Below are 26,019 nucleotides of genomic sequence, written 5' to 3' on the forward strand. Positions count from 1 at the left end.
TGCCCGAAAACCGGTTCCCACTTTTCGGAATGCACTTTGGTCTGCCTTATTTTTGCAGATGCCAATTATTCAGGCTTATGCCCTCCTGTATGAAGGGTGCCAGAATGTCATTCTGCGCTCGATCAGCGCGATCAGCCCATAAGAGAGCGATCCCGCAAGAGCAGCTACAAAGATTTCAGCCCAAACCATATCCACATTCATGCGCCCGATTTCCGCAGAGATGCGGAACCCCATGCCGACAATCGGCGTGCCGAAAAACTCCGCCACGATCGCTCCGATAAGTGCGAGGGTGGAATTGATCTTGAGAGCGTTGAATATGAACGGCATGGCCGCTGGAAGACGCAGCTTGAACAATGTCTGCCAGTAGCTTGAGCCGTAGGTTTCCATCATGTCCCGTTCCATTGCCCCGGTACTGGCAAGGCCCGCAACCGTGTTCACCAGCATAGGGAAGAAGGTCATGATGATGACGACCGCTGCTTTCGATTGCCAGTCGAAGCCAAACCACATCACCATGATCGGTGCGACGCCCACGATTGGAAGTGCTGCAGCCAGATTGCCGAGCGGTAACAGCCCTTTACGCAGGAATGGAATCCGGTCGGCGATGATGGCGGTTATGAAACCGAGACCGCATCCCGCCACATAGCCGATGATGACGGCCTTCAGAAAGGTCTGTCGGAAATCCGCCCAGAGAATTGGTACGGACGCCGTTATGCGTGCCCAGATTGCTGATGGTGCTGGAAGGAGAACCTGAGGAATAGCGAAAAGCCGGACGGTTACTTCCCAGAGCAATAACATTGCGATGCCAAAGAGCGCTGGCACTGCGATATCCAGAAGCTTTTGGCCCAAAGGGTTACGGGTCTTGAGACTTGCGACCCAGCCCACAACCAGCCATGAAACAGCTATTAGCGCTATGACGGATAGGATGCCTGTCATCATGTGGCTGCCCTTTCCGGCTTTACACCCATGCGTCGGTTCACGAGCTGTGCCGCGACGCCAATCAGCGCAACCAGCACCGCAGCCATCAGAGCAGCGGCAACGAGTGCTGCCCATATCTGCACGGTCTGGCCATAGTACGAGCCTGCAAGCAGCCGGGCACCAAGACCGGCGACTGCACCGGTTGGCAATTCACCGACAATCGCGCCAACGAGGCTGATCGCGACGGCGATCTGCATCGATGTGAACAGGAATGGCATGGCCGCAGGCCAGCGCAGTTTCCAGAACACCTGCGATCTTGATGCATTATAGGTGCGCATGAGGTCGAGATGCATCACATCAGGCGATCTCAGCCCCTTCACCATTCCCACCGCCACGGGAAAGAAAGAGAGATAGGTGGAGATGATAGCTTTGGGCAGCAAGCCCGATATGCCAATGGCATTCAGGACCACGATAATCATCGGCGCGATGGCGAGGATCGGGATCGTTTGTGAGGTGATGATCCATGGCATCAGGCTCTTGTCGAGTGTGCGGGAATGAACAATTCCCACAGCGAGAAGAACGCCCAGCGCCGACCCAAGCACAAAACCGAGCAGGGTGGACGATAGTGTGACCCATCCGTGATAGATCAGGCTGCGCTTGGAACTCGGTTTGACACCGAAGACGGTTTTCCAGATTTCTTCAGCTACCTGATGCGGTGCGGGCAGGACCGGTCGGTCCTGATGCATCGTATTGGCAACAAGCGTCGAGAAGGTGATTTCTGTCCCTGCGCGTGTCGCCTGATCACGCTCAAACGGGGCGTTGAGTACCGCCGCCAGGCCGTACCAAAGCGCAATAATGACGGCGAGTATAGTCGCCACGGGGATGAATCTGTCGTGCAGGAAGCCTTTCATGGACGATCTCCAGCACGATGCCGTTGAAAAGTGCCCTTATTCATGGATGTGTCCCAAACGCAAACCCTCACGGACGCGGTGGGCAATTTTCAGGAACGCTTCGGACTCCCTGATTTCAAGTGGTCTGTCCGGGCCAAGATCGCAATCGATGATTTCATGAATGCGGCCTGGGCGCGGGCTCATGACAACGATCTTGGTTGAGAGAAACACCGCTTCCGGGATCGAGTGTGTGACGAAAATCACTGTTTTGCGGGTTGCTGCCCAAAGCTTGAGAAGCTGTTCGTTGAGATGATCGCGCACGATTTCGTCCAGAGCGCCGAAGGGCTCGTCCATCAGCAGCATATCAGGATCGAATGATAATGCGCGGGCTATCGATGCGCGCTGTTGCATGCCGCCGGAAAGCTGCCAGGGATATTTTTTGTCAAAGCCTGAGAGATTGACGAGCGCGAGGTTCTTTTCGATCCGCTCGCGCCTTTCTGCCTTGGAGAACCCCATAATCTCCAGCGGCAGGCTGATATTGTCTTCGATGGTGCGCCACGGAAACAGAGCGGCCGCCTGAAATACATAACCATAGGACCGGTCGAGGCGGGCTTGCTCCGGTGTTTTGCCGTTGACCGTGACAGAACCTGATGTCGGTTGCTCCAGATCGGCCACGACGCGCATCAAGGTAGTCTTGCCGCATCCCGAAGGTCCGATGAAGGAAACGAACTCGCCGCGCTTGACGGCAAGATCAATATTGGACAGCGCATGGACAGGTCCGTCATTCGTCTCGAAGACGAGCGACAAGTCTTTGATGTTGATCACTGTCTGCGCATTTGCCTCGCCCCTCTCCGGGGCCATGCTGTCATTCAAGTTCATGCGCGGTTCCCGAAGCTGGACGATGGCCATGTCTCAGACCCCTATCGGCATATGTTCGGCGCTGCGTTCCACCTTGCGCGGCGCAACGATTTCTTTCCACTGCGACAGGGCCCGGTTGACCGCACCATTTGGCTCGCGTTCAACGAAACGACCGTCACCCGGTTGTGCAGTCACGTGCCCCTTGTCAAAGGCGAGACGGCCGCGCGAGAATGTCTTGATCGGCAGACCTTTCAGCTCAAAACCCTCAAAGACATTGTAATCAATGGCAGAATGCTGCGTCTTGGCGGAGACCTTTTTGGTGGCCTCCGGGTCCCAGATGATAATATCGGCATCAGCACCCGGCAGGATCGCACCCTTTTGTGGATAGATATTGAGGATCTTCGCAATATTGGTGGAGGTGACAGCCACAAATTCATTGGGTGTCAGACGACCGGTGCGAACGCCGCGTGTCCAGAGCACTGGAAGTCGCTCTTCAAGCCCGCCAGTGCCGTTCGGAATCTTGGTGAAATTGCCAATGCCATTGCGCTTCTGCTCGGTGGTAAAGGCGCAGTGATCAGTCGCCACAACTTGCAGACTACCGGATGCCAGACCCGCCCAAAGACTATCCTGATTGACCTTATCGCGGAATGGCGGCGACATCACGCGGCGTGCGGCATAATCCCAGTCGCGGTTGTGATATTCGCTTTCATCCAACGTCAGATGCTGGATCAGCGGCTCGCCATAAACCCGCATGCCTTTCTGGCGGGCGCGGCGGATCGCTTCATGGCTCTGTTCGCAGGAAACATGCACGACATAGAGCGGAACGCCTGCCTGATCGGCAATCATGATCGCGCGATTGGTTGCTTCACCCTCCACTTCCGGCGGACGTGAATAGGCATGGGCTTCTGGTCCGTCATTACCTTCGGCCATCAGTTTAGCCTGCAGCTGCGCAACGATATCGCCGTTTTCAGCATGGACGAGCGGCATGGCGCCCAGTTCAGCACAACGCTGGAACGACGCGAACATCTCGTCATCATTCACCATCAACGCGCCCTTATAGGCCATGAAGTGTTTGAAGGTGTTGATGCCGCGCTTCACCACCTCGGCCATTTCGTTGAACGTGCGCTCGTTCCAGCCGGTAATCGCCATGTGGAACGAATAATCGGTGCGCGCCTTGCCAGCCTTCTGGAACCACTCCTGAAGCGCGTCGAGCAGGTTACCTTCGGAATCCGGCAGCACGAAATCGACCACCATCGTCGTGCCGCCGGAAAGGGCGGCCGCAGTTCCGGTATCGAAATCGTCGGAAGAATAGGTCCCCATGAAGGGCATTTGCAGATGGGTGTGCGGGTCGATGCCACCCGGCATGATATAACAGCCGGATGCATCTATGACTTCATCGCCGGAGAGATTGTCGCCGACAGCAACAATCTTTTCGCCTTCGATGAGAACATCGGCTTTAAAGGTGCGGTCAGCCGTGATGACGGTTCCGCCTTTGATGACCTTTGCCATTGTTCGTCGTTCCCCTTTTTGGTTTTGTTGCGAACAGTAGCAGTAGTGGATGGTTGTGAAATCAGCTTACAATTTCAGCAGTCTCCAATACCGCATGCAGAAGCACGTCGGTTCCCGCCGACGCCCATTCCTTCGAAATATCCTCGTCTTCATTGTGGCTGAGCCCGTCCACGCATGGGCACATGACCATGGCCGTTGGTGCGACGCGATTGACCCAGCAGGCATCGTGGCCTGCGCCGGAAACGATGTTGCGATGGCTGTAGCCAAGTCGCTCTGCCGCATTGCGGATCGCCACCACACAACCATCATCAAAGGTCACCGGGTCGAAATGTCCGGCCACCTCAATCTCGATGCCGATGTCCAGTTCTGCGGCAATCTTCGGCGCTTCCTTTTCAAACCGCGTTTTCATGTCATCCAGCACATCCTGGTTGGGCGAACGGAAATCCACAGTGAAAACGATCTGGCCCGGAAGCACATTGCGTGAATTGGGTGAAACGTCGATATGGCCGACACCGCCAACCGCATCCGGCTGGTGGGACATGGCGATTTCGTTGACGAGTTGCAGCATCTTGCCGAGGCCAAGGCTCGCATTCTTGCGCATCTTCATAGGCGTAGAGCCGGTATGCGCCTCCTTGCCGGTCAAGGTCACCTGCAGCCACCACAGCCCCTGACCGTGCGTGACAACACCGATATCCTTGTGCTCAACTTCAAGGATTGGTCCCTGTTCGATATGAAGCTCGAACATCGCATGGATTTTGCGCTGCCCGACCGGTTCATCGCCTTTCCAGCCGATGCGCTCCAGTTCGTCTCCGAATTTCTTGCCTTTGGCGTCGGTGCGCTGATAGGCCCAGTCCTGCTCGTGGACACCGGCAAAAACACCGGATGAGAGCATCGCTGGGGCAAATCGCGTGCCTTCCTCATTCGTCCAGTTGACGACGACGATTGGCCGCTTTGTCTTGATATTCATATCGTTGAGCGTGCGCATGACTTCGAGGCCGCCGAGCACGCCCAGCACGCCATCGAATTTACCACCCGTCGGCTGCGTGTCGAGATGGCTGCCCATATAGACCGGATCGGCGTCGGCATCTTCGCCGGGGCGGAGGAAGAACATGTTCCCCATCGTGTCCACGCCCATGGAAAGTCCGGATTTTTCGCACCAGCTCTGAAACAGTTTGCGGCCTTCGCCGTCCTCATCGGTCAAGGTCTGGCGGTTATTGCCACCGCGCACACCGGGGCCGATCTGGGCCATGTCCATCAGACTGTCCCAAAGACGATCGCCATTGACTCTAAGATTGCTGGTGAGCACCATGCGCTCTGCCTCCGCATTATGTATGTGCGTTTAAATTCGGGCCATTATACTTCTAGCCCGTATCCACCCGCCAATATATGTTCCCACGACCCGGCTCTTTGGCCACAATATTCTTGCCTTGCGGGCAAAAACTTGACTAGTTGGTCAAATTGCAGGCTAGAAGAGCGTTTGAATATGGTCAAGCGCTTTTGAAAAATTCTACACTGCTGAAAGGTGTCAAATGGCCACAGCTCCTTCAGACTCACGGACCGACACGGTTGAAAACGAGAAGATGTCGAACGACAAGTCGGAAGGCGCGACGCGCATTCAGGGTATAAATCGCAGGCTTATCCTCGATGCAGCGCTGGAGGTTTTTTCCGCTTATGGCTTTCGAGGTTCGACGGTCGACCAGATCGCCGAGAAGGCAGGCATGTCGAAGCCAAACCTGCTTTATTACTTCCCGCGCAAGCAGAATATTTATGTGACCGTGCTGGAAGATACGCTTGCCACCTGGCTGGAGCCTTTCGAACACATTAATCCGGACGGTGATCCGCTGGAAGAATTGCGGCGCTACATTGCTGTGAAGCTTGAAATGTCGGCGAAGAAACCGGAGGCTTCGCGCCTTTTCGCCAATGAGATACTGCATGGCGCTCCGGCGATTTCTGACTTTCTCAAAGGGCACCTGAAGCAGTTGGTCGATGAAAAAGCGGCAGTCATTCATCGATGGATTGCTGAAAAACGCTTGGCTCCGGTCGATCCTTATCATCTGATTTTCACCATATGGGCGGTAACGCAGCACTATTCGGATTTTTCCGTGCAGGTCGGGGCCGTTCTCGGCAGGCGGTCGGAGGAGGCCGGTTTTTATGATGAGACGGCCAAAGCGGTGAGTGCCATTATTCTTGACGGCATCCGCCCACGAAACGAAAATTCGGCATCATGAAAACGATTCTTATTGCAGCAGCCATTGTCCGTGATGAAGCGGGCCGTTTCCTCCTCGTGCGCAAGCGCGGCAGCGAATTTTTTTTTCAGCCTGGCGGCAAGATCGATGCAGGCGAGCAGCCTGAAACAGCCCTTATCCGCGAAATCGAGGAAGAGCTTGGCATTCGCATTGACGAGGACCAGTTAAGCTATGCTGCGAAAATGTCAGCGCCTGCAGCCAATGAACTTGATTCCACAGTTGAAGCCGAGCTGTTTCACCTCACGCTGAAGGAAGGGCAGGTGCCTGCCGCTTCCAGCGAGATTGAAGAGCTGATCTGGCTCAAAGCTGGCGATCAAAGCCGCCCTGTTGCCCTGCTTTCACAGAGCATTCAGGCGCGGTTTTTGGATGCAGTTTAAGCGCTCTCGACGCGATTTCCTTCGCCATCGAAAAGATGCAGGTGCTGTGCCGGGAAGCTCACCTGAATGGAGCCCTGCGCATGAAGCGCATCGCGATCCAGTGTGAAAATCTTGAACGGCAACCCGTGCAGGCTGAGATGCAGAATAATGCCGAAGCCGGTCGGCTCGACCAAATCGACATCAGCCGTCAGGCCTGCTGAATTCTCGATATGCACATGCTCTGGACGAATGCCAAGCGTGGCGTTCGCGCCATCCTTGAGTTTTACGGGCTGCGGCAATGCGATGAGCGTGCCGTCTTTGAGTTTCAGACGCGGGCCACCATCCTGTTCAAGATAGGTCACATCGAGGAAGTTCATGGCGGGTGAGCCGATGAAACCTGCCACGAAGAGATTGGCCGGGTGGTCATAAAGCTCAAGTGGAGAGCCGACCTGCTGCACCACACCACCATGCATGGCGACGATACGGTCGGCCAGAGTCATGGCTTCGATCTGGTCATGTGTCACATAAATGGATGTGGCTTTCAGCTCACCATGCAGTTGCTTGATTTCGGCACGCATCTGCTCGCGCAGGCGCGCATCGAGGTTGGAAAGCGGCTCGTCAAAGAGGAAGGCCTTTGGCTGACGCACAATGGCGCGACCCATTGCAACGCGCTGGCGTTGGCCACCGGAAAGCGCCTTCGGTCGACGTTCCAGCAAAGGCTCAAGGCCAAGTTTGGCGGCGGTCGATTTGATGGCGCTTGCGATCTTTTCTTTCGGCGTTTTGCGCAGCCGCATACTGTAGCTCATATTGTCGGCGACACTCATATGCGGGTAGAGCGCATAGGACTGAAACACCATCGCAATATCGCGATCTTTGGGTGCCAGCTCATTGACGCGCTTGCCACTGATCTGCACCTGACCGGCAGTGATGTCTTCAAGGCCTGCAATCATGCGCAGCAATGTGGATTTGCCACAGCCTGACGGGCCGACCAGCACGATGAATTCGCCATCTTTGATCTCAAGGTCAACGCCGTGCAGAACAGCATGTTCGCCATAGCTTTTGCGGACTGACTGAATATCGATGGAAGCCATAGGGAAAAATCCTTTCAGCCTTTGACCGCGCCAGCCGTGAGGCCCTGCACGAGATATCGTTGAATGAGGAAGAAGAAGAGACAGGCCGGGATCAGCGCGAGCACGCCCGCTGCCATCATCTGTCCGAAATCGACCGAGAACTTTGAGACGAAGCTCAAAAGCCCGACCGGGAACGTGGCTGAATCATTGCCGGAAATCAGCATCAGCGCGAACAGAAGCTCGCTCCACGCTGCGGTGAAAACAAAGCCGAGCGTTGCAGCAATACCGGGCAGGGTCAGCGGCAGAATGATCTGGCGGAAAGCCATGAACTGCGTTGCGCCGTCGATCTTGGCGGCTTCTTCGAGATCCTTCGGAATGCCGTCGAAGAACGATTGCATCAGGAAGGTTGCAAAAGGCACATTGAATGCCGAATAGACGATGATGAGGCCGATCAGGCTGTTGGTGAGACCGAGCGGTGCCATGATCTTGTAGATCGGCGCGATCAGCATCACGAGCGGGAACATCTGCGTCAGCAGCATCAGCGCCACAATCCAGTATTTTGCACGGAAATTGAAACGTGACAGCGCATAGCCGGAGAGCGATGCCAGTAGCGTAACGATGATGGCGGTTGAGCCGGATACGATCAGGCTGTTGCGGAAGAACAGCGGAAATGAGCTGTTATTCAAAACATGGCTGAAGTGATCGAACGTCATGCGCGATGGCCAGAGCCGTACGCCTTCGCTGTAAAGCAGATCATTGGGCGTGACGGAAACCTTCACCAGCCAGAAGATCGGAAACAGCGCGAACAGGACGAACAGCAGAATGGCAATGCAATGCGCGCCGACAAGGAGGAGTTTACGGTTTGTCATGGCCTCAATCCTTGTTCAGCAGCGTCTGGCGCAACAGCACGATGAGCATTGAATAGACCATCAGCAGGACAAGCAGGACCATCGCAATTGCCGAGGCATAGCCGAAATCGAGCCGTTTGAAGGCCTGCGTGAAGATGTAGCTGGCGACGATCTGTGTCCGGTCGGCAGGGCCGCCACCGGTCATCACGACAATCAGATCGGCACTGTTGGCAATCCAGACGGTGCGCAGCAAAATGGTGATAGCCATGGTTGGCGCGAGATATGGAAGCGTGATCGAGAGAAAACGCTGCACGGGGCCAGCGCCATCAATCGCTGCTGCTTCATAAAGATCGCGGGGGATGGCCTGCAAAGCGGCCAGCATGGTGATGGCAAAGAACGGAATACCCCACCATACACCGGCGGTAATGATGCCCCACATGGCCAGATTGGGGTCGGACAGGATGTTGTCTGGTGCGCTCAGAATGCCGATTGCATGTAGCCAGTGCGGCAGCGGACCGATCACCGGATTGAACAGCCACGCCCAGTTAAGGCCGGTGAGGAATGTCGGTACAGCCCATGGTAGAAAGATCAATGCCTGCGCAATGCCGCGTCCGGCGAATGGCTTGTCGAGCAGCAGGGCAAGAATAAGCCCGAACACGAATTGCAGCAGCACCGAACAGCCGGTCCACCAGAGTGTGTTCTTCAAAGAACGATAGAAAGCCTGATCCGTCGCAAGTTCGCGGAAATGATCAAGCCCTACATAGCCACCCGAAAACGGGTTAAGTAACTGAATGTCGCGAAAGGCATAGGAGACGCCGAGGACCAGCGGAACCAGCATGATGGCGCCGATGAGGATCAGTGCGGGGGCGCTGTAGAGATAAGGTTCGGAGGCGTGCGCAAGTCGCTGCAGAAAACTGCGGCGATCCTGTCTTGGCACGTCGTTGTGCACCGGGGCCTTTATGGAAGCGGTGTCGTTCATCATTTTTCCCTTCGCGGGGCTGCATCATTCGCTTTGCAGGCGCGGTCTTCCACGCCTGCAAGCTGTTCATGGTGCTATTGCTTTGAAAGGTGCTTCTGCTGTGCCTTGGTCAGATATTCTGCCCATTGGTCGGCCAGCTGATCTGGCGTGATGTCGCCGAGAAGCGCTTCCTGCGAGGTCTTGATGACGAGCGAATCCTTGAAGAAGGCAAATTCTTCCAGATAGGTCGGCATGACGGTTGGAACGACGTTCTTGTCAGCCAGTTCATCGAACCAGCCCTTGAACTGCTCGCCGCTATAGAACGGATCGTTCTGAGCAGATTTAAGAACCGGCAATGCACCGGTGCGCTTGTTCCATTCGATATTGCCTTCCGGACCTTCAAGCATCGAGATCAGCTTCCAGGAGAGGTCCTTGTTCTGGCTACCGCTCATCATCGACCAGCCGGCAAAACCGATGGTCGGGAAGGTTTTGCCATCCGGGCCCTTTGGCATGATGGTGACGCCGAAATCTTCCGGCTTCATGCGTTCGGCAATGGCGATCAGCGCATCTGGATCTTGGTTGAGGAAGGCGCAGGTGCCGCTATAGAAACCGGCGACGGTTTCGTTGAAGCCCCAGTTGACGCTGTCCTTCGGTGCAAGGCCGTTCTTGTAGAGATCGACCATCCAGGTGATGCCCTTTTTCCAGCCTTCGCTGTTCATGGTCGAGGTGCCGTCTTCGTTGAAGAACTTATTGTCACCGGCCATGGATGCAGCAAAAATCACCCAGCCATTGAGACCACCGGGGCCACCACGCATACAGAAGCCGGACTTGCCGGGAAGGGCTGCGATCTTTTTGGAGGCTTCGACAAATTCGTCCATCGTCTTTGGCGGCTCGGACACACCAGCCTCAGACAGCAGCTTCTTGTTGTAGAACATGGCGTTCAGATAGAAGCCGTAAGGCAGCGTATAGGCTGTGTTGTTGACACTGCGGCCAAGCTCAAGTGCGCGCTCGGTCAGGTCTGGCGTGGTTTCCCACTTTTCGAGATATGGCTCGAGGTTTTCCAGCATTCCATTGTTGGCATAGAGCGAAACCCAGGTGTCCGGCATTTCCATGACATCGGGAATTTCACCAGCCGAAACCATGGTTGCGAATTTCTGGAAGGATTCGCCCCATGGCAGCGAGATGATTTCGACCTTGGTACCCGGATTGGCTGCCTCAAACTTGGCAACGATGGATTCAAGCGTCTTGGTGCGTTCCGGGCTGGTGATGACTTCAACAAGCTTCAGAGTGGTATCGGCAAGCGCCGTACCGCTCAAAAGCATGGTTGCGAATGCGGCTGCTATTAGTTTTTTCATTGCAGTTCCCCTTATTGCTCCTCACTGGATTTTCGTTATTCGGTCGATGCTGCGAGCGCTCCTTCAATATCCCGCCACAGCGCTTCCGTTCCTTCCAGTCCGACATGCAGGCGCACGGAGCGCGGGTCGATGCCGAACGTATGTGCCGAATTTGGCTGTGCTTTCTGCTGCAGCACGACTTCGCCCGGCACGATCAGGCTTTCATGACCGCCCCAGCTCACGCCGAGCTTGAACAGATCGAGATGATTGCAGAATTCGCGAATGTTCACGCCTTCCCGAAAGATGACCGAGAACAGACCGGACGTGCCCTTGAGACCCGCAGGCAGACGATTGGCAAGTGCCGGGTGGCAGACGGTTTCAACCACATCCAGTGCCTGAAGACGCTTTGCAATTTCCAGTGCCGAAGCCTCGTGCGCCTTCATGCGCGTCGGCAAAGTGCGCATGCCACGCACCAGAAGCCACGCATCAAACGGTGAAAGCTTGCCGCCGAGATATGGATAGGTTTCTGCGCGGATTGTATTGATCAGGGCTTTCGATCCGGTCACGACACCGGCCACGACATCGCTATGGCCACCGAGATATTTCGATGCCGAATGCACGACGAGATCAACGCCAAGCGACAGTGGGCGCTGGAAGATCGGGCTGGCCCAGCTGTTGTCGATGATGCTCAGCACGCCATGCTGCCTGGCAATCGCTGCCAGGGCACCGACATCATGGGCTTCCATGACCCAGCTCGTCGGGCTTTCCATGTAGAAGAGCTTTGCACCGGGCAGGGCTTTTGCAACCGCTTCCTCGTCGCGGCCATCGACGTAGTCTACCTGCACCTGCATACGCTTCATAATGGTGCCAAACAGGCGGAATGCATCCGGGTAGACATGACGTACCGCAACGATGCGATCACCGGGATTGACGAAGGCCAGCACACTTGAAGAGATGGCAGCCATGCCGCTGGCAAAGCCCAGCGCGTCTTCGCCGCCTTCAAGTTTTGCCAGCATTTCTTCAAATGCCCGCACGGTCGGGTTGAGGCCGCGTGTGTAGATCGGGCGAACCTTTTCGCCGCGATAAGAGGCGACCATGTCGTCATAGCTGGGGAAGGTGAAAAGCGAGGTCTGCACGATGGGTGGAACCACGGCGTCGTAGGCATTGCTTTCATCATGAGCAACCGTAAGCGCTGCGAAATCCAGCGGATCCATCCCGTCGGTCATTTGGACATTTCCTTGATGTCTTCCTCGACAATGTCGAGGATCTTGAGTGTTTCCTGCCGTGCGGCTTCAGGGTCCTGAGCCACGATGGCGTTAAAGAGCGTGCGGTGGAACGGAAAGGTCCGCCGCGCGAAGTCGATCCGCTCAAACGGATGATCCCAGAAGTGCAAGAAGGCTTCGCGCATCTGTTCGAGCAATTGTCTGAAAAGCGGATTATGGGTCGCGTCGTAAATGGCGAGATGAAACGCCAGATCTTCCGGGCCTGACGTGCCTTCCGCGATATGAACGCGCTCCATCTCATTGAGATTGCGTTCGATGATGACGAGGTCTTCCGCCGTGCGTTTGCGGGCGGCGACCATGCTGGCCTCGGCTTCGATGCCACGGCGCACTTCAAGCGATTGCAGCAATGCATCGCGCAATTGCGCGGGGTCGAATGAAAGCGGCATATGAATGGTTGCCGCCGAAATCGGCTTGAGCAGATAGGTGCCGCTACCTTTGCGGGCTTCGATCACACCCAGCGCCTGAAAGTGCCGGATTGCTTCGCGAATGGTGGAGCGCCCCACGGCCAGCGCGGTCATCAATTCACGTTCGGCGGGAAGGCGATCTCCGGCCTGAAGCTGCGCTGTCGCGATGTAATTGGCGAGCGCATCTGTTACCTGCCGGGCGCGATCCATCGGCGGTAACGGTGCTATCTGCAGCAGCCTGCGATCTTTCATTCTGCCTCCATTTCACAGATTGACCCAGAGATCAGCCCAGAGTCTCAACGCGCAATCAGGTCAGAGCCGGTTCCCTTATTGGTTCTTAAATTGGTCTGACATCATAGTAATATCGACAGGAATTCGAGACTGTCAAGCGCGGTTTATTTGCGAGTGAATAGACTGTTTGCATGCGCATGCTTTTCCGATTGCGCTTCGGCAAGCTTGCTCCTATCAATCGCTGGAAGAGGCGGCGCGTCCCAAAAAGTGTGAAGCGGTTTTTGGATAAGACGCGCTGAAAAAGGAGTGCGGCATGCTGCATGCCGCGATCGAGGAGATACCCATGCAATTGAAGGCATCCGAAAAGCGGACGCTTGGCCGAACTGGTTTGACTGTAACCGCGCTTGGTCTGGGAACCGCGCCTTTGGGCGGACTGTATGCGCCGGTTTCGCGTGCTGATGCGGACGCTTTGCTGGAAGCTGGTTGGGGCAGCGGTATCCGTTATTTCGACAGTGCGCCGATGTATGGCTATGGCCGATGCGAGCACCTTCTTGGCGATATGCTGCGTGAAAAACCCGAGCGCGCCGTCATTTCCACCAAAGTCGGGCGTCTGATGACCAATGAGCGTGCTGGTCGCACGCTGCCACCATCGCCGCCAAAGAATCCGCTCGATTCGGGCTGGCATAATGGCCTCAATTTCCGTGAGGTTTTCGATTACAGCTATGATGGCGTCATGCGCAGCTTCGATGACAGCCAACAGCGCCTCGGCTTTCCTGAAATCGATCTGCTTTATGTCCACGATATTGGCCGTGTGACCCATGGCGACAGACACGAGCTTCACTGGAATGCGCTGACCAAGGGGGGCGGCTTCCGTGCGCTGACCGAGTTGCGCGCGGCAGGTAATATCAAGGGCTTTGGTCTTGGTGTGAACGAATGGCAGATCATTCGCGATGCGCTGGAAGAAGCTGATCTTGATTGCTCGCTTCTGGCTGGGCGCTATTCGCTGCTCGATCAGGTTTCTGAAAAAGAATTCCTGCCGCTGGCACAAAAGCGCGGCATGGCACTGGTAATCGCCGGTGTGTTCAATTCAGGAATTCTCGCGGCACCGCGCGGCGGCGAACAGAAGTTCGACTATGCCGATGCACCTGCCGACATCATTGCGCGCACCAATCGCCTGCATGATATTTGCGATGAGTATCATGTGCCGCTTGCCGCTGCTGCCATGCAGTTTCCGTTGAGGCATGAGGCCGTCAGCTCCATTCTGATTGGCGTCCGTTCACCTGAACAGATCAGGCAAAATGTGGTCTGGTTCGAGCAGTCGATTCCGGATGAATTCTGGAACATGCTTCGCTCGGAAGGCCTCATTTCCTGATCATGACTTCCAAAATTCTCTGTGTCGGTGCCCTCACAATGGACACCATTTTCCGCCTCGACACGCTTCCCGAACAGGCAGGCAAATATCTGCCGCGCGAAGCGGTCGAGATTGCAGCTGGCATGGCCTCGAGCGCCGCTGCCGCGATTGCCCGGCTTGGCGGCGACGTGGCGCTCTGGGCTTCTGCGGGGACTGATCCGGTGGGCGATCGCGCCGTCGCCGAACTGGAAGCCGAAGGCATTGATTGTTCCTATATCCGGCGGCTGGAAGGCGCACGCACGGCCTTCTCTTCAATCCTTGTCGATGCAAATGGCGAACGCATCATTGTGCCCTTTTATGATCGCAAGCTTGCAAGCCCGTCTGATCTGGTGCCGCCGATTGTGGCGGGAGCCTATGCGGCTGTTATGACCGATGTGCGCTGGCCGTGGGCTGCGGAAACGGCGCTGCGTGCGGCTCGCGATGCCGGTATTCCGGCGATTCTGGATGCCGATACCGCGCCTGTCGAATTGCTGGAAACGCTGCTACCGCTTGCAACCCATATTGTTGCGTCGGAACCCGCTGCAATCAGCGTCACGGGCACGACGGATCTGCACGAATGCGTCCGTATTCTTAGCAACCGCTATGATGTTTTCACATCCGTCACGGCTGGCGCAGATGGCTGCTATTGGACTGAGGGTGCTGGCAAGCCTGTTTCCCATGTGGCGGGCTTCAAGGTTAATGCAGTCGATACGCTGGCCGCGGGCGACGTCTTCCATGGCGCTTTCGCGCATGGTCTGGTGGAAGGGAAGCCGATGACCGACATCATCCGCTTTGCCAATGCTTCCGCCGCCATCAAATGCGCGCGCTTCGGCGGACGTGCCGGTTCGCCAAGCAAAACAGAAGTTCTTTCTTTCATCGAAACCGGCGTTGTTCCAGTCCGATAAATTGAACGTCTCCTGTCGTCCCCTCCCTCATCCTGAGCCGGTGCGAAGCACCGTGTCGAAGGACGAGGGGAGGCATTTGGTTCATTTTCCCTCGTCCTTCGAGACGCTGTTTTCAACAGCTCCTCAGGATGAGGGAAGGAGAGGTCAGCGCTCGAATTCTACTTTCTCCCAGGTTCTTCCAAAATCATGAGATTGCACACTGAACCCGAATTGACTCTTTACTAACATGTTAGTATGTGCAAGCTTAAAGTTCAAATTTGGGAGGAGCCAGTTTTGGCGCATAATCATTCAGGGCAGGAGCGCTTTGGGCTCTCTGCAGCGCTTACGACGCCATTCGATGCAGATGGCAAAATCGATGTCGGCCGTGCACTGAAGCACGCTCTCGCACGCCTCGACAGCGGCTGCTCAAGCGTAACCTTATTTGGCACCACTGGCGAAGGGGCATCGATTGCCGATGCTGAGCGCGCAGCACTTCTCGACGCCTTCATTGCGCAGGGTTTCCCGGCTTCGAACATTGTTGTCGGCGTCATGGAAAATTCGATTGCCGATGCGGTCCTGCAGGCAGGTGATGCCCTGCGTCGCGGCTGCAAGGCTATTCTTCTGGCGCCGCCTTCCTATTTCAAGAATCTCTCCGACGAAGGTCTGTTCAACTGGTTTTCAGCGGTGTTCAAAGGTCTGGGCAGTAATGCCCGCAGCATCATTCTCTACAATATTCCGTCGGTGACGGCTGTTGAACTGTCGGTCGATCTCATCGGTCGCCTGCGCGCAACTTTCGGTGACATCATCATCGGCGTGAAGGATTCGTCCGGTAACTGGGCCTATACGGAAAAGTTGCTTGCCGCCCACAAGGACATTGCGATCCTGATCGGCGATGAGCGTGATCTTGCAGCCGGTGTGCGTCTCGGTGGGCAGGGTGCGATTTCCGGCATGGCCAATCTGTTCCCAGATCGCCTTCTGCGCATGATCAACGACGGTCAGGACGATGCCGAACTGGTCGGCGCAGTACAGCAATTGCTGAACTATCCGGTAACGCCTGCGGTCAAGGCCATGGTGGCGCGTCATACGGGTGACAAGGAGTGGCGTCGCGTACGTGCACCGCTGATTTTACTGAATGATGCGGATTTCGATGCAATCGGCAGTGTATTCGACCGTTTGCATATGGCAAAAGCAGCTTAAGGGCGGCATAAGCAAACGGGACTAAGAGGGGACTGGCTTTGGCAGACGATCACAACGAACCAGTAAAATTGCGGGATAAGGCTTATCAGAGCTTCACCCAGCATTTGCTGGCGCGTGATTTTCATCCGGGCCAGTTCGTTTCGCAGCGCCAGCTCGTCACCATGACGGGTTTGCCACTGGGTGCGATCCGCGAACTGATCCCGCGCCTTGAGGCGGAAGGTCTTATCAAGACCGTGCCGCAGCGCGGGCTTCAGATCGCTCATATCGACCTCAATCTGATCCGCGAAGCGTTTCAGTTCCGCCTTTTCATCGAAAAGGAGTCGATTGCGATTTTCTGTCAATCGGCTTCCGACGAGCTGTTGCGTTCGCTGCGTGCCGAGCATGAAGAGACGCTCAATCGCGCAATGAATGAGGGCGAAACACCAGAGCTCGAAGAGCGGGCGCAGAATATCGACTGGAGCCTGCACGACACAATTGTCGGCTCGCTCGATAATGAGATCATCTGGCGTGCTTACCAGACCAATACGATCAAGATGCGCCTGATCAATCAGGAGCGCTTCCGTATCACCGGGCGTGTTATCCCGGTCATGCAGGAGCATCTCGCTGTGCTTGCTGCAATCGAAACACGCGATCCGCAGACAGCCATGGATGCCATCGCCGTTCACATCAACAATGCACGGAAGCTGGCTTTGCAGATTTAACAACCAGGGCCGCGCAAGAGGAGTTGCCGGGCCGGAAGAATGATAGGGCCAAGAAGCCATAGGGGAGGAGCATGTAATGAATCTATTACGTCCAACACGTCGTCAGTTTCTGGCGGGAACAGCGGCCATCGCCGCCTCGGGTGTCACGGGCATCAGCCCATCTTTCGCGCAGTCGACCGTTGACTGGAAGAAATATGCTGGCACCACGCTTGAAGTAAATCTTATCAAGAGCCCGCGCGGCGAAATCCTTCAGAAATATCAGAAGGAATTCGAAGAGCTCACCGGCATCAAGGTCAATTCCGAGCAGATGCCGGAACAGCAGCAGCGCCAGAAAGCGGTGATCGAGCTGACGTCCGGTCGTCCAAGCTTCGACGTTATTCACATCAGCTATCACGTTCAGAAGCGTCAATTTGAAAAGGGTGGCTGGCTTGCCGACCTCAACCCGTTTCTGAAAGACCCGACGCTGACCGATGCATCACTCACAGAAGATGATTTTGCAAGCGCCGGTCTGACCTTCGCCAAGGATGCCAATGGCCGCTTCGGCGCGCTGCCGTTCTCGGTTGATTACTGGATCATCTACTGGAACAAGGACCTCTTCGCGGAGAAGGGTCTTGAATTCCCTAAGACGTTTGAAGAACTGGTCACAACCGCCGAAGCGCTGACTGATCCATCAACCAGAACCTATGGTTTTGTTGCACGCGGCATGAAGAATGCCAATGCGCCGGTCTATACCAGCCTCCTGCTCGGTTATGGCAAGCAGTCGGTGGATGCCGATGGCAATGTCCAGACGGATTCAGCCGAAGGCGTTGAAGCAGCTAAGCTCTATCAGCGCCTGATGACCAAATCGGCACCTCCCGGTGTTGCCGGCTTCAACTGGGCTGAATGCCAGTCGAACTTCCTGCAGGGCCGTGTCGGCATGTGGCTCGACGGTATCGGCTTTGCGCCACCGCTCGAAGACCCGAACAAGTCGCGCGTTGTCGGTAAGGTTGGCTATGGCGTCATGCCAGCAGGCCCGAATGCACAGGCCGCACCGACCACCGGCGACGGTATCGGCGTGACCGAAGCTTCAAAGAACAAGGAAGCCGCTTATCTTTACTGCCAGTGGGCCATTTCCAAGGAAATGGGCGCTCGCCTGTTGCAGTCGGGATCGGGTGTTCCGTTCCGCAAGTCGGTCATCGATGATGAAGCCGTGCGCAAGGGTGTCACCATGCCGGAAGGCTGGGTGGAAGCTCTCTCGAAGTCTGCCCCGATCAGCCAGCTCTGCCTGCCAGTCATCGTGCCTGTCACGGAATTCCGCGACATTATCGGTGTCGGCCTCACCAATCTGTTGAATGGTGCTGACGCAGAAACTGAAATGAAACGCGCGACGGAAGAATTCCGTCCGGTCCTCGCACGGAGCGAAGGAAAATGACATCTGCCGCCCCGATAGGTGCAAAAACGGAAGCTGCTGCCAATGCAGCTTCCTCAACCAAGACTGGCAAGAGCCGCTTGCGGCCCAGTTACTGGCCGTTCGTTCTTCCAGCCTTGATTACCGTCGGGGCGGTGATCGTTTTCCCATGGGTGTTTACACTCTGGATGAGTGCAAACCAGTGGCAGCTCGGCGGTGAGCAGAGCTTTGTCGGCTTCGACAACTATCTGCGTCTTGCCGCCGACATGCGCTTCTGGGAATCCATGTGGCATACGCTTGTTTATACGGTTCTCTCGGTCGTGGCACCGATGATATTGGGCACGATTGCAGCGCTGGTCTTTGACAGCAAGCTGCCAATGCGCGGACTGTTGCGCGGTATTTTCGTCATGCCGATGATGGCAACGCCGGTTGCCGTCGCCCTTGTCTGGACGATGATGTATCACCCGCAGCTCGGTGTGCTGAACTATCTTCTCTCGCTGATCGGCATTGGCCCGCAGGAGTGGATATTTAATCAGAGCACGGTTATCCCGTCGCTGGTGCTGGTTGAAACCTGGCAGTGGACGCCGCTGGTCATGCTGATTGTGCTGGGTGGCCTTGCCTCCATGCCGCGCGATCCGTTTGAAAGTGCGGAAATCGATGGTGCCAATGGCTGGCAGAAATTCCGCTATATCACGCTTCCGATGATCCTGCCCTTTATCATGGTGGCCGTCATCATCCGCTCGATCGATGCGCTGAAAAGCTTCGACATCATCTATGCGATGACGCAGGGCGGTCCCGGAACGGCATCGGAAACCATCAATATCTATCTCTATAACGTGGCGTTTTCCTATTACGACATTGGCTATGGTTCGGCGATTGCCGTGGTGTTCTTCATTGTCATTATCGCCATGTCGATGATCCTTCTGGCCCTGCGCCAGCGAACCAAATGGAACTCGTGAGGACCGACCATGGCACGCAAGTCAATTCTTTCAAAGCTTGGCACGGCACTCATGGTTTTCATCATCGTGTCGCCCGCAATCTTCTTCTTCGTCTGGATGCTGTCGCTTTCCTTGAAATATGAAATCGACAACGGCGCCTATCCGCCCATCCTGATCCCCGACCGCTTCGCCTGGTCGAACTATACCGGGATTTTCGAGACCAACGATTTCCTGCTCTATTTCTGGAACAGTATTCTCGTGACCGGAACAGCGACTTTGTTGGCACTGCTGGTTGGTGTTCCGGCGGGCTACGGCATCGCACGTCTGCGCGCCAACAAGTCGGCAATCGTCATTATGATTGCGCGTATGACGCCGGGCCTGTCCTATCTGATCCCGCTGTTTCTGCTGTTCCAGACGCTCGGCCTTCTCGGCACGCTCTGGCCGCAGATCATCATCCATCTGGTTGTGACTGTTCCCATCGTGATCTGGATCATGATCGGCTATTTCGAGACGACCCCGATGGAGCTTGAAGAAGCAGCCATTATCGATGGTGCATCCTCATTGCAGGTGTTCATGAAGGTAGCGCTTCCGATTGCCAAGCCCGGCGTTGTGGTGTCGCTCATCCTTGCGGTGATCTTCTCGTGGAACAATTTCGTTTTCGGCATCGTGCTTGCAAGCCGCGAGACACGCACCCTGCCGGTCGCAGTTTACAACATGCTGTCCTTTGAACAGGTCAGCTGGGGTCCGCTTGCCGCCGCAGCCCTCGTGGTCACATTGCCGGTCCTGTTGCTAACCGTTTTCGCACAGCGCCAGATCGTTGCAGGTCTGACAGCAGGCGCCGTCAAATAAGAGTTGAGGTTCAAGATGGCATCTGTATCCATCCGAAATGCAATCAAGAAATATGGCAATGTCGGCGTATTGCACGGCGTGTCCGTGGATATTCAGGACGGCGAATTTGTCGTGCTGGTCGGCCCGTCAGGCTGCGGCAAGTCAACGCTTCTGCGCATGATCGCAGGGCTTGAGGAAATCAGCGACGGCGAAATCGCCATTGGTCCGCGCGTGGTCAATGACCTGCGTGCTAAAGAGCGCGATATTGCCATGGTGTTCCAGAATTATGCGCTCTACCCGCATATGACGGTGGCCGACAATATGGGCTTCGCGCTCATGCTGAAAAATGCACCGAAGGAAGAACGCGACAGCCGCGTTAATCGTGCAGCAGAAATCCTCGGCCTCAACAAGCTGCTCGACCGCTTTCCACGCCAGCTTTCCGGCGGTCAGCGCCAGCGTGTGGCCATGGGCCGTGCGATTGTTCGCGATCCGCAGGTGTTTCTGTTTGACGAACCACTCTCCAATCTCGACGCTAAATTGCGCGTGCAGATGCGCGGTGAGATCAAGGGACTGCATCAGCGCCTAAAGACCACCACGATTTACGTGACCCACGATCAAATCGAAGCCATGACCATGGCTGATAAGATCGTCGTCATGCGCGATGGCCTCGTGGAACAGATCGGCGCGCCGCTCGATCTTTATGACCGTCCGGCCAACATGTTTGTGGCTGGCTTCATCGGTTCACCATCGATGAACTTCGTCAATGGCAAGATCGAAGAAGGTTCGTTTGTGGCCGACGGCGGCTTCCGTATGCCGCTTCCGGAAGGCGATTATGCAAGTCTTTCGGGCAAGGCTGTTTATGGTGTGCGCCCTGAGCATATGAAGATCGCAGAGCAGGGCGTTCCGGTCACGGTCGAAATCGTCGAGCCGACCGGTTCGGAAATCATGGTCATGGGCAAGCTCGGCGATCAGCCGATTACCTGTCTGTTCCGCGAGCGCCTGACCGTGCGTCCGGGCGATGTGCTGACAATCGCGATTGATCAGGCAACAAGCCATGTGTTCGAGCCGGAAAAAGGCAAACGCGTCAGCCGTTAAAAACAAATACAGCAAAAGAAAACGCCGGTTTTTGCCCGGCGTTTCTGTTTTATTCGGCGGCCTCTTTCACGGCCATCGGATTGTTCGGATGGGTCGTCCAGTTGGCATATTGTGCCGGGATTGGTGCCTTGGTGCGTGGATCGAAATCTCCGATCTGCTCCATGGTGATGCAATCCTCGACCGGGCAGACATTGACGCAAAGATTGCAGCCAACGCATTCCTCATCGATCACCTCAAAGTGCCGCGCACCGTTCACGAGACTGGTAATCGCCTGATGCGAAGTATCTTCGCAGGCAATATGGCAACGGCCGCACTTGATGCAGGAATCCTGATCGATCCGTGCCTTGGTGACATAATTGAGGTTGAGATACTGCCAGTCGCTGACATGCCCCACAGCCATGCCGCGGAAATCGTCCAGCGTCTGATAGCCTTTACTATCCATCCAGTCGGAAAGACCGTCGATCATTTCTTCAACGACCTTGAAGCCATAGGTCATAGCAGCGGTACAGACCTGAACCGTGCCGCAGCCGAGCGCGATAAATTCCGCAGCATCGCGCCATGTGGTAATCCCGCCAATGCCTGAAATCGGCAGGCCATAGGTTTCAGGATCGCGCGCAATTTCCGCCACCATGTTGAGCGCAATCGGCTTGACCGCTGGTCCGCAATAGCCGCCATGGCTGCCGCGACCGTCAATGGATGGCACCGGCGACATGCTGTCCAAATCAACCGAAACAATCGAATTGATCGTGTTGATCAGCGATACCGCATCGGTGCCGTTTTCTTTCGCGCCACGCGCTGGCTTGCGAATATCGGTGATGTTCGGCGTCAGCTTGGTGATCACCGGCATACGGCTATATTGCTTGCACCATTTCACGACCATCCCGACATATTCCGGCACCTGACCGACAGCCGCACCCATGCCGCGTTCGCTCATGCCGTGCGGACAGCCAAAGTTCAGCTCGATGCCGTCGGCACCGGTTTCTTCCACCAGGGGCAGGATTGCTTTCCACGCTTCTTCTTCGCATGGCACCATGATCGAAGCGATCAATGCGCGGTCGGGCCAGCGCATTTTCACTTCTTTCATTTCACGCAGGTTCACTTCCAGCGGCCGGTCGGTGATCAGCTCGATATTGTTGAGACCCAGCAGGCGCCGGTCGGCACCATGGATCGCGCCATAGCGCGGACCATTGACGTTGACGACGGGCGGCCCTTCAGCCCCCAGCGTTTTCCAGACCACGCCACCCCAGCCAGCCTTGAAAGCCCGTTCGACATTGTAAGCTTTGTCGGTCGGTGGAGCCGAAGCCAGCCAGAACGGGTTCGGAGATTTAATGCCGAGGAAGTTTGTTGAAAGATCAGCCATATTTACTCTCCTCAGCCCTGTTCCTGGCCCAATGGCACACTGCGGTCGCGCGAAGCAGACGGGGAGGGCGCATGAAGTGCGCCGCCCGACAATACCGCATCGGCAAAGCCTTCAATCGCTTCGGGACGTTTTGTCAGCGTCGCATGGATGGATTCTGCTGCAACCTTGCCGTCTTCCACCGATGCAACGGTCAGATCCTGACCACCTGCAACGCAGTCGCCTCCTGCCCATATGCCCTCAACGGATGTGCGACGATCTTCATCGACGCTGATGCGCCCTTTGGAAAGTCCGATGCCAGACCCGGCAATTGGCTCGGGTTCAAACTTCTGGCCGATAGCCTTGAACACCTGATCGGCTTCAAGAAGGAGATACTCGCCGGTGCCGGAAAGCTTGCCGTGCTCGGCAGCGGTATATTCAAAGACCACGGCATTGACCGTGCCATCCTCATTCCGCTCAAGGGCATGCGGCTGCAACCAATGACGGATCACCACGCCATGAATCTGTGCCAGTTCCTGCTCATAGGCACTGGCATTCATGTTTTCCTGACCGCGACGATAAACGATTGTCACGTTTTCAGCGCCAAGCTTCTTGGTCTGAATGGCGACGTCTACCGCCGTCATGCCGCCGCCGATAACGACAACATTGCGGCCAACGGGGAGTGACGAGAGGTCTTTTGCCTGACGCAGATTGGCGATGTAATCGACAGCATCGATCACGTTGGGCGCATCTTCGCCTGCAAGCGCCAGATCGTTGACGCCTGGCATGCCCATGCCGAGGAAAATTGCATCATAGCCAGATTTCAAGGCTTCAATCGTGATGTCCTGACCGAGCGTCTGATTGTATTCAATATTGATCGCGCCGATTTTCAGCACGAATTCCAGTTCGCGCTGGGCGAAATTATTGACCGTCTTATAGGCGGCGATACCATATTCGTTGAGCCCGCCGCCCTTGGGCCGCGCTTCAAAAATCGTCACCTGATGACCGTGCATCGCAAGACGATGCGCCGCAGAAAGACCAGCCGGACCGGCACCAACGATTGCGATGTGCTTGCCGGTTTCAGGCGCGCGCTTGAATGGGTGATTGCCGGTTTCCATCAGAACATCGGTGGCATAGCGCTGCAATTCGCCAATCTTGACCGGCTTGCCTTCGGACGTTTCGCGCACACACACTTCTTCGCAAAGCGTTTCTGTCGGGCAAACGCGGGCGCACATGCCACCCAGAATGTTCTCTGAAAGAATGGTCTTTGCCGCACCGATTGCATTGCCAGTGTTAATCTGGCGGATGAAACGCGGAATATCGATGCTGGTCGGGCATGCATTCATGCAAGGCGCATCATAGCAATAATAGCAGCGGTCAGATTCAACGAGGGCTTCATGCTTGTTCAGCGGCGGATGCAGATCATCGAAAACATGCGCGTAGTCAGCCTTTTCCAGCCGCGAGCCATGAATGTCAGGCCCGTTCGCATGTCCCGGATTATCAATTGCATCAATAGGCGAATTGTCTGCTGATCTCATCGATCGCATCTCCCATTTTTGCTTGTTCAGGCGCGGGTTCCCTTTGCGCACCTTGAACGTTGTTCCGGGCTGCGATCTTTGCCGTCGTTTGATGCCCGTTAATGACAGGATGACAGATTTTTACGGAAGGTCAAATTTTTTATCATCTGGTCAATTTATGAGAGTTAGGCACTAGAAATAGAGAAAGGCCCGGCTTTGGAAGCGCGGGCCTTTGACAGCTGTTCAGAGTGTTAAATCAAAGCGGATCGGACTTGAGGCCGTCCGGTGTCGCTTCCGAGGCAGGGAAAGTTTGGGATTCTTTGGGTAGTGCCGGGCGCGAGCTTAGCACCAGAGCACAGCCACTGATAATGACAGCAGCGCCGACAAACTGGATCAAGGAAAGCTGTTCTTTGAGGAACACCGCACCGACGAGAACCGCGATGACCGTTACCACGAATTCAACACTGATGGCTTTTGTCGGCCCGACATTTCCAACCAGTTTGAAATAAAGCACATAGGTAAGCGCACTCATCACGCATGCCGAAATCAGCAGATACACAAAATCAATCGTCCCCGGCATGGCTGGCACAGGAACGGCCAAGATCAGTGGCAAACTCAATATGCCGCCAAACACGAATGCGCCGATGGTGGTTTCCCATGAGCCGGTGGTAGAAAGACGACGGCTTGCATAGTTGCTGCCGAAAGCTGCCGAGAAGCAGGAGAAAAGCACAGCAATACAGCCCATGATAAATTCAGGCGTAACCGCAACAGCCGGGAAGCCGACCAGAAGCACAATGCCGGTCACGCCGAGGAGCAGGCCGATGAGGCCGCGCGAGGTGATGCGTTCGAGACCCCAGAGCTGGCTGATAACCATCGAGAAAAGCGGAATGGATGCGACGCAGATCGCGGCCATAGCGGTGCCGATCAGCGGCGTCCCGTAGGAAAGGCCAATAAGCTGGCCCGCAACGGTGGTTGCACCAACCACGGCGAAGGGTTTCCAGCCCGCCTGAAAATCAAGATTGCGTCCGGAGAGTTTCGCGATTGCAAAAAGTGTTCCGGCGGCAATGAAGGAGCGGAAGGCAACCGCACCGGCCCAGCCAAAGGCTTCGACCACGCGCAACACCACGAGGAACGAATGTCCCCATGCTGCGGCAAGGAAAATATAGGTCGCGACGTCTCTGGGTTTCATGCCAGCGGGCTTTCAAGAAGTATTGCGAATTATCGAATACCGGATTGTTAAGGAACACCGTTGCAGCTTTATAAGAGTGAAGCTGTATCAGGTCGTTTTTGCGGCGGCGTTCGACGCCGCTTCTGCGATATTGGCAAAGAAGCGGTCTGCGATTTTTCGTGCGACTGAGCCGAGCAATTTCGTGCCGATCTGTGCCACCTTGCCACCGGCATCGCCACGTATGGCGTAGGATAAAATCGTGTCGTCACCATCTTCGTCCAGGCGCACATCGGTCGCACCGTGCGCAAACCCTGCTATAGAGCCTTCCCCATGGCCGGAGATCGTATAGGAGACAGGCGGTTTCATATTCGACAATTCCAGAATGCCGTGGAAGCGGACTTTCAGGATTCCGAAACTCACTTTGAGGGCGGCACGTATCTCTGTTTCCGAAATGCGCTCTATATCTTCGCAACCGGGAATGCAGGATTTCAGCGTTTCAATGTCGTTCAACGCATCCCAGACTGCTTGGCGTGGTGCCGCAATCCGCTCTTCTCCGGTCAGGTCCATGCTTCACTCCGAGGTGGATCACCCTAAATTGATCAATATGGTGTATATGACACTCTGTCCAAATTGGAAGTTCGGTAATTTATTTGCCGCAAATCCTCTCTAAAACGCT

At 55.7% G+C, this 26,019-nt stretch carries 25 protein-coding genes; 10 read left to right on the forward strand and 15 right to left on the reverse strand.

Annotated features, from left to right (window positions below; genetic code table 11):
- Positions 1 to 75: 75 nt before the first annotated feature.
- The 5 genes from ABDF71_RS03015 to ABDF71_RS03035 form a co-directional block, all read right to left on the reverse strand.
- Positions 76 to 936 carry an ABC transporter permease gene (locus ABDF71_RS03015; protein WP_010658167.1) on the reverse strand — a complete coding sequence of 287 codons (861 nt, stop codon included), beginning with the start codon at positions 934 to 936 and terminating at the stop codon, positions 76 to 78.
- On the reverse strand, positions 933 to 1,826 hold the full coding sequence (locus ABDF71_RS03020; protein WP_010658168.1) for an ABC transporter permease: 894 nt from the start codon (positions 1,824 to 1,826) through the stop codon (positions 933 to 935). Before ABDF71_RS03020 ends, ABDF71_RS03015 begins: the two co-directional genes overlap by 4 nt.
- 36 nt (positions 1,827 to 1,862) lie before the next feature.
- Positions 1,863 to 2,666: an ABC transporter ATP-binding protein gene (locus ABDF71_RS03025; RefSeq protein ID WP_439710616.1), complete on the reverse strand. Its 804-nt coding sequence runs from the start codon at positions 2,664 to 2,666 to the stop codon at positions 1,863 to 1,865.
- A gap of 51 nt (positions 2,667 to 2,717) precedes the next feature.
- Entirely contained in the window at positions 2,718 to 4,172 is a 1,455-nt protein-coding gene (hydA, locus tag ABDF71_RS03030) for a dihydropyrimidinase (protein ID WP_151662702.1), read from the reverse strand.
- Positions 4,173 to 4,233: 61 nt separating this feature from the next.
- Positions 4,234 to 5,481 (reverse strand): Zn-dependent hydrolase, encoded by a 1,248-nt coding sequence (locus ABDF71_RS03035; RefSeq protein WP_010658171.1) that lies wholly within the window; start codon positions 5,479 to 5,481, stop codon positions 4,234 to 4,236.
- A 220-nt stretch (positions 5,482 to 5,701) separates the two neighbouring features.
- Between ABDF71_RS03035 and rutR the strand changes: the two genes are divergently transcribed.
- Both rutR and ABDF71_RS03045 read left to right on the forward strand, forming a co-directional pair.
- The gene (gene rutR, locus ABDF71_RS03040) at positions 5,702 to 6,400 is read left to right on the forward strand and encodes an HTH-type transcriptional regulator RutR (RefSeq protein WP_029375875.1); all 699 of its coding nucleotides are present in this window, start codon (positions 5,702 to 5,704) and stop codon (positions 6,398 to 6,400) included.
- Complete coding sequence (locus ABDF71_RS03045) at positions 6,397 to 6,795, forward strand: NUDIX hydrolase (RefSeq protein ID WP_040129961.1); 399 nt, start codon at positions 6,397 to 6,399, stop codon at positions 6,793 to 6,795. Before rutR ends, ABDF71_RS03045 begins: the two co-directional genes overlap by 4 nt.
- Here ABDF71_RS03045 and ABDF71_RS03050 read toward each other — a convergent pair.
- From ABDF71_RS03050 to ABDF71_RS03075, 6 genes are all read right to left on the reverse strand, one after another.
- Complete coding sequence (locus tag ABDF71_RS03050) at positions 6,792 to 7,865, reverse strand: ABC transporter ATP-binding protein (protein WP_151662703.1); 1,074 nt, start codon at positions 7,863 to 7,865, stop codon at positions 6,792 to 6,794. The two genes, ABDF71_RS03045 and ABDF71_RS03050, sit on opposite strands and share 4 nt — an antisense overlap.
- Before the next feature lie 14 nt (positions 7,866 to 7,879).
- The gene (locus ABDF71_RS03055; protein WP_151662704.1) at positions 7,880 to 8,713 is read right to left on the reverse strand and encodes a carbohydrate ABC transporter permease; all 834 of its coding nucleotides are present in this window, start codon (positions 8,711 to 8,713) and stop codon (positions 7,880 to 7,882) included.
- A 4-nt stretch (positions 8,714 to 8,717) separates the two neighbouring features.
- Positions 8,718 to 9,671 carry a carbohydrate ABC transporter permease gene (locus ABDF71_RS03060; RefSeq protein ID WP_012090682.1) on the reverse strand — a complete coding sequence of 318 codons (954 nt, stop codon included), beginning with the start codon at positions 9,669 to 9,671 and terminating at the stop codon, positions 8,718 to 8,720.
- Positions 9,672 to 9,745: 74 nt separating this feature from the next.
- On the reverse strand, positions 9,746 to 11,005 hold the full coding sequence (locus ABDF71_RS03065; RefSeq protein WP_010658177.1) for an ABC transporter substrate-binding protein: 1,260 nt from the start codon (positions 11,003 to 11,005) through the stop codon (positions 9,746 to 9,748).
- A 35-nt stretch (positions 11,006 to 11,040) separates the two neighbouring features.
- Complete coding sequence (locus ABDF71_RS03070) at positions 11,041 to 12,210, reverse strand: PLP-dependent transferase (RefSeq protein WP_010658178.1); 1,170 nt, start codon at positions 12,208 to 12,210, stop codon at positions 11,041 to 11,043.
- The gene (locus ABDF71_RS03075) at positions 12,207 to 12,923 is read right to left on the reverse strand and encodes a FadR/GntR family transcriptional regulator (protein ID WP_012090683.1); all 717 of its coding nucleotides are present in this window, start codon (positions 12,921 to 12,923) and stop codon (positions 12,207 to 12,209) included. Before ABDF71_RS03075 ends, ABDF71_RS03070 begins: the two co-directional genes overlap by 4 nt.
- A gap of 322 nt (positions 12,924 to 13,245) precedes the next feature.
- On the opposite strand from ABDF71_RS03075, the gene ABDF71_RS03080 reads away from it, so the two are divergent.
- The 8 genes from ABDF71_RS03080 (at position 13,246) to ABDF71_RS03115 (ending at position 21,322) form a co-directional block, all read left to right on the forward strand.
- Positions 13,246 to 14,274: an aldo/keto reductase gene (locus ABDF71_RS03080; protein ID WP_029925777.1), complete on the forward strand. Its 1,029-nt coding sequence runs from the start codon at positions 13,246 to 13,248 to the stop codon at positions 14,272 to 14,274.
- A 2-nt stretch (positions 14,275 to 14,276) separates the two neighbouring features.
- Positions 14,277 to 15,197 (forward strand): PfkB family carbohydrate kinase, encoded by a 921-nt coding sequence (locus ABDF71_RS03085; RefSeq protein ID WP_010658181.1) that lies wholly within the window; start codon positions 14,277 to 14,279, stop codon positions 15,195 to 15,197.
- A gap of 273 nt (positions 15,198 to 15,470) precedes the next feature.
- A complete protein-coding gene (locus ABDF71_RS03090) occupies positions 15,471 to 16,373 on the forward strand; it encodes a dihydrodipicolinate synthase family protein (RefSeq protein WP_151662706.1) in 903 nt (300 codons plus the stop codon).
- A 38-nt stretch (positions 16,374 to 16,411) separates the two neighbouring features.
- Positions 16,412 to 17,074: a GntR family transcriptional regulator gene (locus tag ABDF71_RS03095; RefSeq protein ID WP_029925772.1), complete on the forward strand. Its 663-nt coding sequence runs from the start codon at positions 16,412 to 16,414 to the stop codon at positions 17,072 to 17,074.
- Between the two features lie 76 nt (positions 17,075 to 17,150).
- Positions 17,151 to 18,485, forward strand: a complete 1,335-nt coding sequence (locus ABDF71_RS03100; RefSeq protein WP_151662707.1) for an ABC transporter substrate-binding protein — start codon at positions 17,151 to 17,153, stop codon at positions 18,483 to 18,485.
- A complete protein-coding gene (locus ABDF71_RS03105; protein ID WP_040129954.1) occupies positions 18,482 to 19,420 on the forward strand; it encodes a carbohydrate ABC transporter permease in 939 nt (312 codons plus the stop codon). Before ABDF71_RS03100 ends, ABDF71_RS03105 begins: the two co-directional genes overlap by 4 nt.
- 9 nt (positions 19,421 to 19,429) lie before the next feature.
- Positions 19,430 to 20,248, forward strand: coding sequence for a carbohydrate ABC transporter permease (locus ABDF71_RS03110; RefSeq protein ID WP_040129952.1), 819 nt, complete (start codon positions 19,430 to 19,432; stop codon positions 20,246 to 20,248).
- A 15-nt stretch (positions 20,249 to 20,263) separates the two neighbouring features.
- A complete protein-coding gene (locus tag ABDF71_RS03115; protein WP_043062417.1) occupies positions 20,264 to 21,322 on the forward strand; it encodes an ABC transporter ATP-binding protein in 1,059 nt (352 codons plus the stop codon).
- 49 nt (positions 21,323 to 21,371) lie between these two features.
- Here the strand turns inward: ABDF71_RS03115 and preA are convergent, their stop codons facing one another.
- From preA to ABDF71_RS03135, 4 genes are all read right to left on the reverse strand, one after another.
- Positions 21,372 to 22,682 (reverse strand): NAD-dependent dihydropyrimidine dehydrogenase subunit PreA, encoded by a 1,311-nt coding sequence (gene preA, locus ABDF71_RS03120; protein WP_010658188.1) that lies wholly within the window; start codon positions 22,680 to 22,682, stop codon positions 21,372 to 21,374.
- 11 nt (positions 22,683 to 22,693) lie between these two features.
- Positions 22,694 to 24,205: an NAD(P)-dependent oxidoreductase gene (locus ABDF71_RS03125; protein WP_192800205.1), complete on the reverse strand. Its 1,512-nt coding sequence runs from the start codon at positions 24,203 to 24,205 to the stop codon at positions 22,694 to 22,696.
- A gap of 226 nt (positions 24,206 to 24,431) precedes the next feature.
- On the reverse strand, positions 24,432 to 25,364 hold the full coding sequence (locus ABDF71_RS03130; RefSeq protein ID WP_151614989.1) for a DMT family transporter: 933 nt from the start codon (positions 25,362 to 25,364) through the stop codon (positions 24,432 to 24,434).
- A gap of 87 nt (positions 25,365 to 25,451) precedes the next feature.
- Positions 25,452 to 25,910 (reverse strand): SRPBCC family protein, encoded by a 459-nt coding sequence (locus ABDF71_RS03135; RefSeq protein WP_071631937.1) that lies wholly within the window; start codon positions 25,908 to 25,910, stop codon positions 25,452 to 25,454.
- Positions 25,911 to 26,019 lie beyond the last annotated feature (109 nt).

The sequence above is a fragment of the Ochrobactrum sp. WV_118_8 genome, from assembly GCF_039631535.1.
GTDB lineage: Bacteria > Pseudomonadota > Alphaproteobacteria > Rhizobiales > Rhizobiaceae > Brucella > Brucella anthropi.